Origin of the sequence: Halorubrum sp. ASP1 (assembly GCF_005435135.1) — an archaeon.
In the GTDB taxonomy this organism is placed as follows: domain Archaea; phylum Halobacteriota; class Halobacteria; order Halobacteriales; family Haloferacaceae; genus Halorubrum; species Halorubrum tropicale.
Window position 1 is genome coordinate 126,996 of the sequence record NZ_SGUA01000001.1, and the last position, 12,905, is coordinate 139,900.

Annotated in this window: 14 protein-coding genes; 3 read left to right on the top strand and 11 right to left on the bottom strand. The window is 72.1% G+C overall.

Translation table 11 applies throughout. The annotated features are described in order from the left end of the window. Positions 1-6: 6 nt before the first annotated feature. Genes EXE48_RS00660 through EXE48_RS00675 form a run of 4 tightly spaced genes read right to left on the bottom strand, consistent with a single transcriptional unit; the run spans position 7 to position 3,848 of the window. Positions 7-927: an aminotransferase class IV gene (locus tag EXE48_RS00660; protein WP_137710579.1), complete on the bottom strand. Its 921-nt coding sequence runs from the start codon at positions 925-927 to the stop codon at positions 7-9. Beyond that, a complete protein-coding gene (locus EXE48_RS00665) occupies positions 920-1,582 on the bottom strand; it encodes an anthranilate synthase component II (protein WP_137704757.1) in 663 nt (220 codons plus the stop codon). Before EXE48_RS00665 ends, EXE48_RS00660 begins: the two co-directional genes overlap by 8 nt. Beyond that, on the bottom strand, positions 1,579-3,285 hold the full coding sequence (locus tag EXE48_RS00670; RefSeq protein ID WP_137710580.1) for an anthranilate synthase component I family protein: 1,707 nt from the start codon (positions 3,283-3,285) through the stop codon (positions 1,579-1,581). The genes EXE48_RS00665 and EXE48_RS00670 overlap by 4 nt, the downstream gene beginning before the upstream one ends. Positions 3,286-3,338: 53 nt before the next feature. Further along, positions 3,339-3,848 carry a helix-hairpin-helix domain-containing protein gene (locus EXE48_RS00675; RefSeq protein ID WP_053771717.1) on the bottom strand — a complete coding sequence of 170 codons (510 nt, stop codon included), beginning with the start codon at positions 3,846-3,848 and terminating at the stop codon, positions 3,339-3,341. A 104-nt stretch (positions 3,849-3,952) separates the two neighbouring features. Here EXE48_RS00675 and EXE48_RS00680 point away from each other — a divergent pair, with 104 nt between their 5' ends. Further along, a complete protein-coding gene (locus EXE48_RS00680) occupies positions 3,953-4,411 on the top strand; it encodes a hypothetical protein (protein WP_053771716.1) in 459 nt (152 codons plus the stop codon). Between the two features lie 24 nt (positions 4,412-4,435). Here EXE48_RS00680 and EXE48_RS00685 read toward each other — a convergent pair whose 3' ends face one another. From EXE48_RS00685 to EXE48_RS00705, 5 genes are all read right to left on the bottom strand, one after another. Then, a complete protein-coding gene (locus EXE48_RS00685; protein WP_053771715.1) occupies positions 4,436-5,260 on the bottom strand; it encodes a shikimate dehydrogenase in 825 nt (274 codons plus the stop codon). Positions 5,261-5,332: 72 nt separating this feature from the next. Further along, positions 5,333-6,469, bottom strand: a complete 1,137-nt coding sequence (locus EXE48_RS00690; RefSeq protein WP_053771714.1) for a DUF373 family protein — start codon at positions 6,467-6,469, stop codon at positions 5,333-5,335. A gap of 84 nt (positions 6,470-6,553) precedes the next feature. Then, complete coding sequence (sppA, locus tag EXE48_RS00695; protein ID WP_053771713.1) at positions 6,554-7,489, bottom strand: signal peptide peptidase SppA; 936 nt, start codon at positions 7,487-7,489, stop codon at positions 6,554-6,556. A gap of 141 nt (positions 7,490-7,630) precedes the next feature. Further along, positions 7,631-8,554 carry a coiled-coil protein gene (locus tag EXE48_RS00700; RefSeq protein ID WP_053771712.1) on the bottom strand — a complete coding sequence of 308 codons (924 nt, stop codon included), beginning with the start codon at positions 8,552-8,554 and terminating at the stop codon, positions 7,631-7,633. Positions 8,555-8,764: 210 nt separating this feature from the next. After that, entirely contained in the window at positions 8,765-9,451 is a 687-nt protein-coding gene (locus EXE48_RS00705; protein ID WP_053771966.1) for a 2,5-diamino-6-(ribosylamino)-4(3H)-pyrimidinone 5'-phosphate reductase, read from the bottom strand. Positions 9,452-9,569: 118 nt separating this feature from the next. On the opposite strand from EXE48_RS00705, the gene EXE48_RS18615 reads away from it, so the two are divergent. Both EXE48_RS18615 and EXE48_RS00710 read left to right on the top strand, forming a co-directional pair. After that, complete coding sequence (locus EXE48_RS18615) at positions 9,570-9,695, top strand: transporter (RefSeq protein ID WP_197702923.1); 126 nt, start codon at positions 9,570-9,572, stop codon at positions 9,693-9,695. 39 nt (positions 9,696-9,734) lie between these two features. Continuing rightward, entirely contained in the window at positions 9,735-10,160 is a 426-nt protein-coding gene (locus EXE48_RS00710; protein ID WP_053771711.1) for a VOC family protein, read from the top strand. A gap of 30 nt (positions 10,161-10,190) precedes the next feature. On the opposite strand, the gene EXE48_RS00715 is transcribed toward EXE48_RS00710, so the two are convergent. Together EXE48_RS00715 and metG are read right to left on the bottom strand one after the other, a co-directional pair. Beyond that, positions 10,191-10,397: a DUF8141 family membrane protein gene (locus EXE48_RS00715; RefSeq protein WP_137710581.1), complete on the bottom strand. Its 207-nt coding sequence runs from the start codon at positions 10,395-10,397 to the stop codon at positions 10,191-10,193. A gap of 67 nt (positions 10,398-10,464) precedes the next feature. Beyond that, entirely contained in the window at positions 10,465-12,588 is a 2,124-nt protein-coding gene (metG, locus tag EXE48_RS00720) for a methionine--tRNA ligase (protein WP_053771709.1), read from the bottom strand. Positions 12,589-12,905: the final 317 nt, after the last annotated feature.

The following is a 12,905-nucleotide window of genomic DNA, read 5'->3' on the forward strand; positions in this document are numbered from 1 at the left end:
CCGACCTCAGAGCCGCTCGCCGTCGTAGTGAGTCTCCTCGATCCGCCGGTCGAACAGCCGCGAGAGGAGGGTCGTGAGCGGGCCGGCGACCCCCTCGCCGTCGCCGTCGACCGCGATGCCGTCGACGGTCGCGACGGGCCGGACCTCCCAGGTGGTGTTCGTGAGGAACACCTCGTCGGCCTCGCGCACCGCGTCGGGTGCGTACGTCCCCTCCTCGACCGGGATCCCCTCCGACTCCGCCAGCTCGATCACGGTCGATCTGGTGACCCCGGGGAGGATCGGGCCGTCGAGCGACGGCGTCTTGAGGGCCGTCCCGTCGGCGAAGAAGAGGTTCGCGGTCGCGCCCTCCGCGACGTTGCCGTCCGGGTCGAGCATGAGCGCCTCGTCGGCGCCCGTGACCCGGAGCTCCAGCCGGGCTACGATCCCGTTGAGGTAGTTGTGGGTCTTGGCCGCGGCCGGGATCGCGCGGTCGGCGGGCTTGCGCGTCTTCGTCGTCTGGAGCGCGGCCGGGCCGTCGTGGACCGGGTCGCTCCCGACGCCGCCGCGCGCGAGCGGCTTCGCGATCACGACGACCGTCGGGTCGCTCGCCGGCTTCGGGTCGAGCGTCCCCGGCTGGACCCCGCGAGTGATCGAGAGCTTCACGTACGCGTCCGCGAGGTCATTCGCGGCGAGCGTCTCGTCGACCCGGCGTTTCAGGTCCGCGTCGGCGAGCCCGTGGTCGATCCCGAGCGTCTCGCAGGCGTCCCGGAGCCGGTCCGCGTGCGCGTCCCACCGGAAGACGGCGCCGCCGTACGCGCGCATCGTCTCGAAGGCGGCGTCGCCGTAGGCGAACCCGCGGTCCTCCACCGAGACGGTCGCCTCCGAGGCGGGGACGAGGTCGCCGTCGACGTGGTACAGGCGGTCCGAACCCTCGTCTCCCTCACGCATCCTCACACACCTCCACGAAGTTCCGGACCATGCGCTTCCCGCGGGGCGTCAGGATGCTCTCCGGGTGGAACTGGACGCCGACGTGCGGCTTCTCGCGGTGGCGCACGCCCATCACGACCTCGCGCTCCTCGTCGGTGCGGGCGGTCTCGACCAGCTCGGCGGGGAGGTCCTCGCGCTCGACGCACAGCGAGTGGTACCGTCCGACCCGCAGGCGGTCGGGGAGCCCGGCGAAGACGCCCTCGCCGTCGTGGGTGATCGTCGACGGCTTCCCGTGGACGACCTCCGGCGCGTGACCGACGCGGCTCCCACCGCTCGCGCACAGCGCCTGGTGGCCGAGGCAGACGCCGAACACGGGCCGGTCGAGCTCGAAGGCGTCTGTCGAGACCCCGGCCTCAGCGGGCGTCCCCGGGCCGGGGGAGACGACGACGCCGTCCGGGTCGAGCGCGCGGATCCCGGCGAGGTCGACCGCGTCGTTCCGCCGGACCGTCACCGCGCCGGCGACCTCGCCGACGTACTGGACGAGGTTGTACGCGAACGAGTCGTAGTTGTCGACCACGAGGACCCGGGCGTCGGCGTCGCCCGCGCCGGGGCGCCACCCGCCCGCTGCGTCGGCGTCGTCCGCCGCGGTCGCCGCGTCGGCTGCGTCGCCCGTCATCGCTCGGCCGCCTCCTCCGCCGCGGACCCGTCCTCGGCCTCGACCGCCATTCCGCCGGCGCCGAGCGCCTCGTCGACCGCGCTCACCAGCGCGCGCGCCTTCGCGAGCGTCTCCTCGTACTCCGCGTCCGGGTCGGAGTCGTGGACGATCCCCGCCCCGACCCGGAGGTGGTACTCGGCGGCGTGGCGGACGAGCGTCCGGATGACGATGTTCAGCGTCGCGCGCCCGTCGAACCCGGCCGCGAACATCGACCCGGTGTAGGGTCCGCGGCGGGTCGGCTCCAGCTCGTCGATGATCTCCATCGTCCGCGGCTTCGGCGCGCCCGTGATGGTCCCGCCGGGGAAGCAGGCGGCGACCGCGTCCGCGAGCCCCACGTCCGAGCGGGCCTCGCCCTCGATCAGGCTCACGAGGTGCATCACCTCGCTGTAGCGGTCCACCCGGCGGTACTCGCTCACCTCGACCGTGCCGAACCGCGACACCTTGCCCAGGTCGTTGCGTTCGAGGTCGACCAACATCGCGTGCTCGGCGCGCTCCTTCTCGTCGCCGGTCAGCTCGGCCTCCAGCGCCGCGTCACCGCTCGCCGTGTCCCCCCGCGGCCGCGTCCCCGCTATCGGCTCCGTGACGAGCCGCGCGCCGCGGTCGGGATCGTCGGTCGGCTCGCGCGCTAGGAGGAGCTCCGGGCTCGCGCTCACGAGGTCGACGCCGCTCGGCCGGTCGGCCCCGGTCTCACCGGAGCCGCCGAACTCGATCAGGCCGGAGTACGGCGCCGGGTTCACCTCGCGGAGCGCGTCGTACGCGTCGACCGGGTGGACCGCGGCCGGCGCGGTCAACCGCTGGGAGACGTTCGCCTGGAAGGTGTCGCCCTCGCGGACGTGCTCTTTGACCCGCCGGACCGCGTCGGCGTACCCCTCGCGGCCCACGTCGCTCTCGAAGGTCGCGCTCTCCGCGGTCGGGTCGGGCGGCGCCTCCGAGGCCGCGTCCCCGGTCTCGATCCGGGCTGCCAGGTCCCCGGCCCGCGCCCGACCCTCGTCGAACAGCGCGTCGAGCGCGTCGCGGTCGCCCTCGGGATCGTCGAGGCCCGCCGGCACGCGGGGACAGGCGGTCACGCGGAGCGTAACGGTCCCGTCGCCGTCGCCGTCGTCGCCGTCCTCGGCGTCCACCGGACACTCCCAGGCCGCGATCCGGTCGAAGAGCGCGGCCTGGAGCCGCGGGAGCCCGCGGTCGTCGACCGCGCCGGGGCCCGCGGGCGGCGCCGGCGGGAACGCCTCCAGTCCGCGCGCCACGTCGTAGGAGAGCCAGCCGAACGCGCCGCACGGGTACGGCACCTCGCAGTCGCCGCGCGCCAGCGCCTCGCCGTCGAGGACGCCCTCCAGCGCGGAAAGCGAGGCCGACGGGCGTCGGTAGTCGCCCGCTCTGTCCCCCCCTTCGACGCGCTCCGATCCGTCCGCGTCGCCCGCGCCGGCGACGACCGCCTCGGCGGCGACGGTCAGTCGCTCGACCGGGTCGACGCCGAAGTACCCCCACCCGGACTGGCCGCCGCTCGTCTCGTAGAAGACGCCGCCGGGGCCGCCCCGCGCCCGGCGGTAGGCGTCGAAGGGGTCGTCGACGGCGACCCGGAGCTCGACCGGGACCCGCGCGCCGTCCGGCGCCGCGGCCGCGACCGCGCGGAACCGCTCCCGGTCGGTGTGTACCGTTCGCCTCATGGGACTCCGTTCGGCGGGCGCGACGAAACAGTTGCGGTCGCCCGACCCGCCCGTCAGAACTCGCCCGCGCGGTCGATCCACGTCGCGGCGCGCTTCTCGCCGACGCTCGTGCCCTCCGCCACCTCGGCGGCGTCCGCGTCCGCGAGGTCGGCCACCGTCTCGATCCCGATCTCGGCGAGCCGCTCGGCGTACGCCGGGCCGATTCCCTTGATCTCCTCGACGCTCGGGCCGCGGTCGTCGTCGTCGACCGCGACGTCGTCCGCCTCGCCCGCCGCGGCCTCCGCCTGCTCGGCCGCCTCGTCCGCCCCCGCGCCCTCGTCGTCGACGAGCGACTCCGTCGAGGCGGCCGCCTCCGTCTCCGCGGCGACCGCCGCCTCGTCGCCGTCGTCCGCCTCGCTCTCCGCCGGCTCCGCGTCGCTCGACTCGACCGAATCACCGGCCGCTGGCGGCTCGGCCGCCGGCTCCGGTTCGTGCTCGACCGTCACTTCCGTCTCGCCGGACTCGCGCTCGCCCGAACCGCTCCCGAATCCGAGCTTCTCTTTGAGCTTCTGGAGTAGCGCCATTGCCGGCGGCTACACGTGCGAGATATTTAAAAACCCTCTCCGCCGCAATCGACCGCCGGCCCCGTCCCGCCTGTTTATAAGTGACGCCGGGCCGTCGCGGTCGTATGAACGTGATCAATCCGGTCATGTGGTCGGTCCACGTCGGCTTCGCCGTCCTCTGGGTCGGCAGCGTGCTGTTCGTCACCCTCGCGGTCCTCCCGCCCGCGCTCCGCGGCGAGATCGGGACGACCGCGCTCGGCTCGGTCGTCGGTCGCCTGCGCTGGATCACCCGGATCAGCGCGGTCGCGTTCGTCCTCTCCGGCGGCCACATGGCCGGGACGCTGTACACCTTCGAGGCGCTGACGGGCACGCCCCGCGGGCACCTCGTGTTGACGATGCTCGGGCTGTGGTTCGTCGGCACCGGACTCGTCGAGGTCGCCGGCTCGAAGCTGGCCGACGGGCTCGACGCCGACAAGCTCCGCGAGCCCGCCCGCGAGGCCAAGCCGTTCCTCTACGGCGCGTCCGCCGTCTCCCTCGGCCTGATCGTCACCGCCGGGCTGCTCGCGAGCCCGTCGCTCCTCTGAGCGGCCGCCGGGCCCTCCGTCCGTTCACTCCAACTCCGCCCGCAGCGCCGCGTTCATCGCGTCGACGGGCGCGTCCTCGCCGGTCCAGATCTCGAACGCCTCCACCCCCTGGTACAGCAGCATCCACGCGCCGTCGACCGTCGTCGCGCCCGCGGCCGCGGCCTCCCGCAGGAGCCGGGTCTCGATCGGCGCGTACACCGCGTCGAGGACGGCGAGGTCGCCGTGGAGGTGTTCGTCGGGCACCGGGGTCTCGTCGGGCGCCTCCATCCCCACGCTCGTCGCGTTGACGAGCAGGTCGGCGGCCGCGACGCGCTCGCCGAGGCCGTCGAGGCCGCCGCCGGTCGCGCCCGGCACGTCCCCCGCGAGCTCGACCGCGCGCTCCGCGGTGCGGTTCGCGACGTGGACCGCCGCGCCGGCGTCCGCCAGCGCGAACGCGGCCGCCCGCCCCGCGCCGCCCGCGCCCACCACGAGCGCGTCGCGGCCGTCGACGGTCACGTCGTGGTGTTCGAGCGCCCGCGTCACCCCCGCGGCGTCGGTGTTGTGGCCGCGCGGCCGGTCGGCCTCGCCCGCCCGGACCGGGCCGTAGTCGACCGTGTTGACCGCGCCGATGCGCTCCGCGAGCGGGGCGACGTCGACCGCGTCGAGAACGTCCCGCTTGAACGGGACCGTCACGTTGAGCCCCGCGACGCCGAGGTCGGCCGCGCCCGATATCGCCGCGGCCGCGGCGTCGGCGTCCGGCTCGAACGCGACGTAGCGCGCGTCGAGGCCGAGCGCCTCGTAACCCGCCTCGTGCATCGGCGGCGACAGCGAGTGGCCGACCGGGTTCCCGATCAGTCCGTACACGTCCATGCCCGCTCACGCGGCCGCGACCGACAAAAACGGGTCGGTCGGCGGGTCGCTCTCGCCGGCCCTCGCCCCGTCTCACTCCCGCCGGCCGTCGGCGTCCCGCTCCGCGTCGATGACGTCTTCGAGGGTCTCGGTGCCGACGTCGCTGGCGATCTTGACGCCGACGAGCGACACCACGATGCCGCCGACGATGAACGCCGCGAGCTGTTGAACTGGGGTCATCGTCATGCCGTACGCCGACAGCGGCTCGTGGATCGCCTCCTGCGCGAGGAAGTACCCGGCGAACCCGCGGACGACGAGGGCGACCGCGGCGATGACGAACGGGAGGTTGAGGTACGGGGTCCGGATCCCCTCGTCGCGGATCAGCTCGTCGAGCAGCCGCCCCACGGCCGCGGTCACGCCCGCGACCGCGAACCACGGGACGGCGGCGTAGGTGAACTCCACGACCTCGACGAGCCGCGCCGATCCGGGGGTGAGGTTCGAGGCGGCGAGGAAGCCGAAGAACCCGCCGACGAGGGCGAGCCCGCCGGCGACGACGTACGTCACGACGGACACCTGGCCGGCGTACAGCGCCTCGCGGACGCGCTCCGGCAGCCCGGCCACGAGCCGGTCGACCGCGAGCCCCTTGTACAGCAGCGCGGCGCCGAGCAGCCCGGCGACGCCGGCGACCGCCTCGCCGGCGGAGAACCAGTAGAACAGCGCGGGGACTAAAAGCAGCGCGACGCCGAACGGCACGAGGACCGTCGAGCGAAGCTGCTCGTCCGCGAGGAACTGCTTGAGCAGGTAGTAGGTGGACTCGATGTCCCTGGCCTGCCGGACGACGACGCGGTCGACGGAGTCGACGGGGACCCGCGACTCGACGACCGGGAGGACGCGCTCGTCCTCCGCGGAGTCGACGACGACGATCGCGGCCCGCGGGTCGTACCGCTCCACGAGGTCGTCGAGCTGGGCGGCGATGGAGCGGTCGGCGCCGACCGGGGAGTCGCTCTCGGCGGAGACGACCGCAACCACCGACTCCTCGCGTTCGTCCCTGAGGTCGCGCGCGACGCGCAGCGACTCCAGCAGGCAGTTCACGCTGGCGTCCTCGGGGTCGTCCAGCCCGGCGTCCGTGACCAGCGACCGGACGGCCTCCCAGCCGGCGACCGGCATCGGGACGTTGGTGGCGCGACCGATCGCCCCCGAGCGGTCGACGCAGATGACCAGCGTCGTCACGTGTCGTCTCACACCGCGGCCGGACAAAAATCCTCCCCGTCGGTCGCGGACCGCCCTTCCGTCTCGGCGGCAGTCTGCCGGTCGCTACCGGAACTCCACGTCGATGTCGCCGCCGTCGTCGGCGAACACGCCCGCGACCCCGCTCCCGGCCGCGAACGCGACGCGCTCGGCGCCGATGCCGAGCCGCTCCGCGAGCCCGCGCTCCGGGGTGAACTCGCGGACCTCGGGCTCGGCGCCGATCAGGTCGGCGAGCCGGTCCTCGACGTCGTCCTCTGTGCCCAGCTCGTCGACCAGCCCGAGCTCGGCGGCGTCGTCCCCGAGGTACACCCGCGCCTCGGTCTCCCGGATCGCTTCGGGGTCCATGTCGCGGCCCTCGCTCACGGTCTCGACGAACTGCTCGTAGTAGCCGTCGATGATCCCCTGGAGGTACTCCCGTTCGTCCTCCTCGATCTCCTTCAGCGGGACGCCGGCGTCCTTGTACTCGCCGGCGGTGAACTGCTCGTAGGAGATGCCGAGCTTGTCGGCGAGCCCCTTCGCGTTCGGGCGGGAGCCGACGACGCCGATGGAGCCGACGAGGCTCGCCTCGCGCGCCCACAGCTCGTCGCAGCCGCTCGCGATCCAGTACCCGCCGGAGGCGCAGGTGTCGGTCGCGTACGCCACCGTCGGCCCGTCGAAGTCGGCGGCCGCCCGCCGGATGTCGTCGCTCGGCACGACCTCGCCGCCGGGCGTGTTGAGCTCGACGAGCAGCGCCTCGGCGTCGTCGTCCTCGTCGGCCGCCTCGATCTGCTCGACCACGTCGTCCGCGGTCGCACCGCCCGGGCCCGAAAGCGGCGACGGCCGCCCCTGGTTCCGGCGGATCGGCCCCGAGACCGTCACCTTCGCGACGTTGTACTCGTCCGCGTCACCGAATCGCCCGCCCGTGAGCCGCGCGAGGACCGCGCGGCCCGCGATCGTCGTCGCCGCGCCGACCGCGGCGGCCGCGAGCAACCCCTTCCGTCCGTTCGCCGGCGCGTCGTCCATACCGACGGTTGGCGGCGCTCCCGTTTATATGCTGTCGTGGGCGACGCCGGTCGCCGGGACCGGCCGCCCGCGCCCGCCGGGCGCGTCGCTGTCGACCGTGGAAAACCGCAGAAAACCGCGTCGGACCGCGTCTCGGCCGGCTTACAGGAGGCCGGTCTTCTGGAGCTTCATCAGGTCCTCGGTGTCGAGCGTCTCGCCCTCCTTGAACTTCTGATAGATCTCCTCGGCCTCTTCCTTCTCCTCCTCGCGCTTCTCGGCGCGCTCGTCCTGCCGCTCTTCCTCCTCCTTCTTGTCGAGCTCGCGCAGGCGCTTCTGGACGCGGACGAAGTCCTCGTGGTGGCGGTCGGCCGCCTCCTGGGCCTCGACGAACAGCTCGTGCATCTCGTCGGCCTCGTCGCGGATGTCGTCGGCCTCGCGGTAGGCCTCGATCATCTGGTTGTGGTGCTCTTGGGCCTTGTCGGCGAGCTCCGTCACCTTCTGGTGGTGCTGGGACGCCTCGGAGCGGACCTCCTCGGCCTCCTCGACGAGCTCGTCGAGCTCGCTCGTGTCGTCGACCTTCTCCTTCTTTTCGGCGAGCTTCTCGCGTTTGTCGTCGATCTTCTCGATGAGCTCGCGCTCGTCCTCCGCGTCGAGCACCTCCGTCTGCTGGCGGAACTCGAGGTCCTCGATCTCCTCTTCGAGCTCCTCGATGGACTTGCCGGAGCCGAGTTCGAGGTCCTGTTTGAGCTCCTCGACCTCGTCGAACAGCTCGTTGGCCTCGGCGTTGAGCTCGTTGCGCTTGTCCTTGTGCTCTTGGACCTGCTCGTTGAGCTCGTCGCGCTTCTCGCGGTGCTCCTGGGCCTCGTCGACCTTCTCGCGCGTCTTCGCGTTGAGGTCGTCGCGCTTGGAGGCGCGCTCGGACGCCATCTGGTTCAGCTCGTTGCGTCGGTCTCGCAGCTGGCCGGCGCGTTTGATGAGCTGACCCTTGGAGCCGTTCTCCAGGTCGTCCTCAGAAAGGTCCACGTTGTCCGCCTCGTCCATCGCTTCCACGTCGTACTGCTCGATGACTTCTTCTTTCGTTACCATTTGTTATCTCTCCATCACCGCTCCGGCGATAGCGGACGCTCGCTGTGGTGCGTCGGGCCGTCTACAAGAACTCCCGTTCATTTCAGCGTGCGATTCCACCAGCGCCAGAGGCGTTCTGGTACCTGCAACTACCCCCGGGCGATACATAAATACTTCGGTGGTTTTCGTGCGTACCGGTGCCACGACGCGTGTACCCCCCGATTTCCGTGGTTACCGTTCACACGACTCGCCGTCCCCTCCCACCGCGTACGAGAGGACGACCCCGTCGTCGAACCGCTCCGTGCCCGTCAGCGTCAGGTCGGGGAACCCCTCGGTGAAGCCCGCGCCGTCCGCGAGGGTGGGCGCGTCGCGGCCGCCGATGACGAGCGAGCCGACGTAGACGTGGAGCTCGTCGACGACGCCGGCCTCGAAACACGAGAAGATCACCTCGCCGCCGCCCTCCACCATCAGGCGGTCGACCCCGCGCTCGGCGAGCCGATCGACCCCCTCGGCGACGTCGACGCGCTCCTCGCCGGCCACGATCACCTCGGCGCCCGCGTCGGCGAGCGCCTCGCGGCGTTCCCGGTCGGTCGCGGCCGAGACGAGCAGGTACGTCGCGGCCGCGTCGTCTAAGATCCGGGCGTCGGTCGGCGTCCGCCCCGTCGAGTCGATCACGACGCGGGCGGGGTCGCCGGGCCGCCCGTTCCGCAGGCGCTCGACGCGGCGGTCTTCCTCGTCGAGCGTGAGGTGCGGGTCGTCCGCGAGGACGGTCCCGACCCCCACGAGCACCGCGTCCGCGGCCGCCCTGACGCGGTCGACCCGGTCGAAGTCCTCGGGGCCGGAGATGCGGAGCTGCTCCCGGCGGCGAGTGGCGAGCTTCCCGTCGACGCTCTGGGCCGCGTTGACGACCACGTGCATACGCGACGGTCGACCGGACGCGGAATGGTCGTTTCGGTCGGGGAGGTCGGCGCGACCGTCGACCGCGGCGGTCGCTCCGACCCAAAGCGTATCCGGCGCCGGACCGAAGGAGCGCGTCATGAGAACCTCGACGATCGTGGTCCTGATCGGCGTCGCCCTGTTCCTCCTCCCGATCCCGGGCACGTTCATCCTCGGCGCGCTGGTCGTGCTCGCCGGGCTCGCCGCCCGCCTGTTCGGGCTCTGACCCGATACGATTTCCCCGGCGGGGACCGTCCGACCGGCCGTGTCCGACCCGACCGCGCACCACGTCGGCGTCACCGTCGCCGACCTCGACCGTGCCGTCGAGTTCTACGCCGAGACGTTCGACCTCGACGTCGTCGCCGAGTTCGCCGTCGGCGGCGACGCCTTCGCCGAGGCGGTCGCCGTCGAGGGCGCCGCCGCCGCGTTCGCGCACCTCGACGCCGGGGACGCGATCGTCGAACTCGTCGAATACGACCCGGCCGAGGAGTCGGGTCTGGGGAACGCCCCCGACCTGAATCGCCCCGGAGCGACTCACCTCGGGCTCGCGGTCGACGACGTCGAGGCGTTTCACGCGGGGCTCGCCGACGACGTCGAGACGCTGAGCCCGCCGCGGACGACGGAGAGCGGGACGACCGTCCTGTTCGTCCGGGACCCGGAGGGGAACCTGATCGAGGTGCTCGACGCCTGACGGGGCTCGCTCGCGCGAGCCGTGTGTTGCCTATCCCGACATCGACTCGCGGAGCACGAGCAGCGACATCGGGACGCTCGCGGCCACGAGCCCGTAGACGCCGCCGAGGATGGGCTCAACGCCGAACTCGGGCGCGAGGAGGTAGCCGGCGGCGAACCCGATCGGGTCGCAGACGACCGCGACGGCGATCAGCTGTGCGGAAAACGACATGGCTTCGAACCGCGTCAGGAGGGCCATACCCCGTCGTCGCACGTCAGTCAAATAAAACTTCGAGAACGGTCGCCGTCCGCGGGGCGCCGCGGCCTCACTTCACCTTCGTGCCGGGCGCGGCGTCCTCGTAGGTGGTGAGGAGGTCGGCGTCCTCGCCGGCGGCCAGCACCATGCCGTTGGACTCGACGCCGAACAGCTCCGCCTTCTCCATGTTCGCGAGCACGATCACCTTCGTGTCCGGCAGCTCGTCGACCTCGTGGAGCTGTTTGAGCCCCGCGACGATCGTCCGGGTCTCCGCGCCGAGGTCGACGGTGAGCTCAACGAGGTCGTCGGCCCCCTCGATCCCCTCGGCCGCCTCGATGCGGCCGACGCGGATGTCCAGCTCCTGGAACTGTTCGAAGCCGATGCGGTCGTCGCTGATGGGTTCGATGTCGCTCATGTCGGTGTCGTCGGTGGTCTCGGTCTCGTCGCCCTCGTCGTCAGCGCCGCTCTCGTCGTCAGCGTCGTCGCTCTCCGCCTCGGCGACGCGCGCTTCGAGCTTCTCGTTCAGGTCCTCGACGCGCTCGTCTTCCACCTGCTCGAACAGCTCGGTCGGCTCGCTCAGGTCGCCGGCGGGGCCCTCGCGGGCGGCCTCGACGGTCGCCTCGTGGACGGAGCCGGGCTCGCCGAGCTGGGCCCAGAGCCGCTCGCTCTTCTCGGGCGCCAGCGGCTCGAAGAGCACGGCGATCGCCTTCGCGAGCGCGACGCAGTCGTAGATGACGCGCTCGGCCTCGGCAGGCTCCTCGTCGACGAGCTTCCAGGGCTCGTTGCGCTGGATGTACTCGTTGCCGTACCGCGCGAGGCCGGTGACGGCGTCGCCGAGCGCGCGGACGGAGTAGTCGTTGACCGCGGCCGCGAACTCGTCGACGGCCTCGTCGATCCGCGCCGCCACGTCGTCGCTCGGCGCGTCGGCGTCGGGGCCGTCCTCGTAGTTGCGGTGGGCGAAGAGGAGCGAGCGGTAGAGGAAGTTGCCGACCGTGCCCACCAGCTCGGTGTTGACGCGCTCGGCGAACTTCTCCCACGAGAAGTCCACGTCCTGCTGGAACCCGCCGTTGGTCGCGAGGTAGTAGCGCAGCGGGTCGGGGTGGAACCCCTCGTCTAAGTACTCGTCGGCCCAGACGGCGCGGTCGCGGCTCGTGGAGAACCCCTTGCCGTCGAGGGTGACGAACCCGCTCGCCATCACCGCGCGCGGCTCCGCGTGGTCGGTCGCCTCTAACATTGCGGGCCAGAAGATCGTGTGGTGTTGGATGATGTCGCGGCCGATCACGTGGACGATCTCGCCGCCCTCCGGGTGCTCGTCGCTCGCGCCCTCCTTCCAGGCGGCCTCCCAGTCGAAGGCGTCGGCGCCGACGCGCTCGGAGTACTGCTTCGTCGAGGCGATGTACTCGATCGGGGCGTCGACCCAGACGTACAAGACGAGGTCCTGCGGATTCTCGTCGGGCAGGTCGATCCCCCAGTCCATGTCGCGGGTGATACACCAGTCCTGGAGCCCCTGCTCGATCCACTCGCGGGGCTGGTTCCGGGCGTTCGAGGTGCCTTCGAGGCGGTCGAGGAAGCCGGAGAGGTAGTCGGCGAACTCCGAGACCGCGAAGAACTGGTGGGTTCGCTCGCGGTACTCCGCGGGGTTGCCGGTGATCGTCGACTCGGGGTCCTCGACCTCCCCCGGTTCGAGGTGGCGCTGGCACCCCTCGTCGCACTCGTCGCCGCGGGCGTGGGCGCCGCAGTACGGGCACGTCCCCTCGACGTAGCGGTCCGGGAGGTACTGGTCGTCGACGGGGTCGTACGCGACCATGATCTCCTTCTCGTAGAGGTGGCCCGCCTCGTCGAGGTCGCGGACGAGGTCCTGGGTCAACTCCGTGTTCGTCTCGTCGTGGGTGTGGCCGTAGTTGTCGAACTCGACGTTGAACTTCGGGAACGTCTCGGCGTAGCGCTCGTGCCAGTCGAGCGCGAACTCCTCGGGCGAGACGCCCTCCTGTTCGGCGTTGACCGCGACGGGCGTGCCGTGCATGTCCGAGCCGGAGACGAACGCGGTCTCCTGGCCGAGTCGGTCGAGCGCGCGGCTGTACACGTCGCCGCCGACGTAGGTGCGGAGGTGGCCGATGTGGAGGTCGCCGTTCGCGTACGGCAGTCCACAGGTCACCACCGCGGGCCGGTCGGTGGGGTAATCGTCGTGGCTCATGTGGTGCGTGTGTGTCGTGTGTCGGTCGATCGGGTCTAAAGCCCGCTGGTTCGAGGCCGGCGACCGCGGGGAGACCGGCGCTCGCGCGGTCGTCGGTGTCGGCGCCGGCGAGGCAGTCGAGGGTCCGGGCGCTGCGGGAAGGCGACGGGATTCGCCGCCGCGTCGCCGCCGACCGCGTTACGGGCCGGCGGCGACGCGGCGGGTCCGCCCGCCGCTAGAAGGAGCGCATCCGCATCCCGAACCGTCGACGCCGTGTCACGCCTCACGCTTCGGGCGGTTCCGTCTAAAAAGCGTCGCCCGGGGTCGGCGGCGCCCTC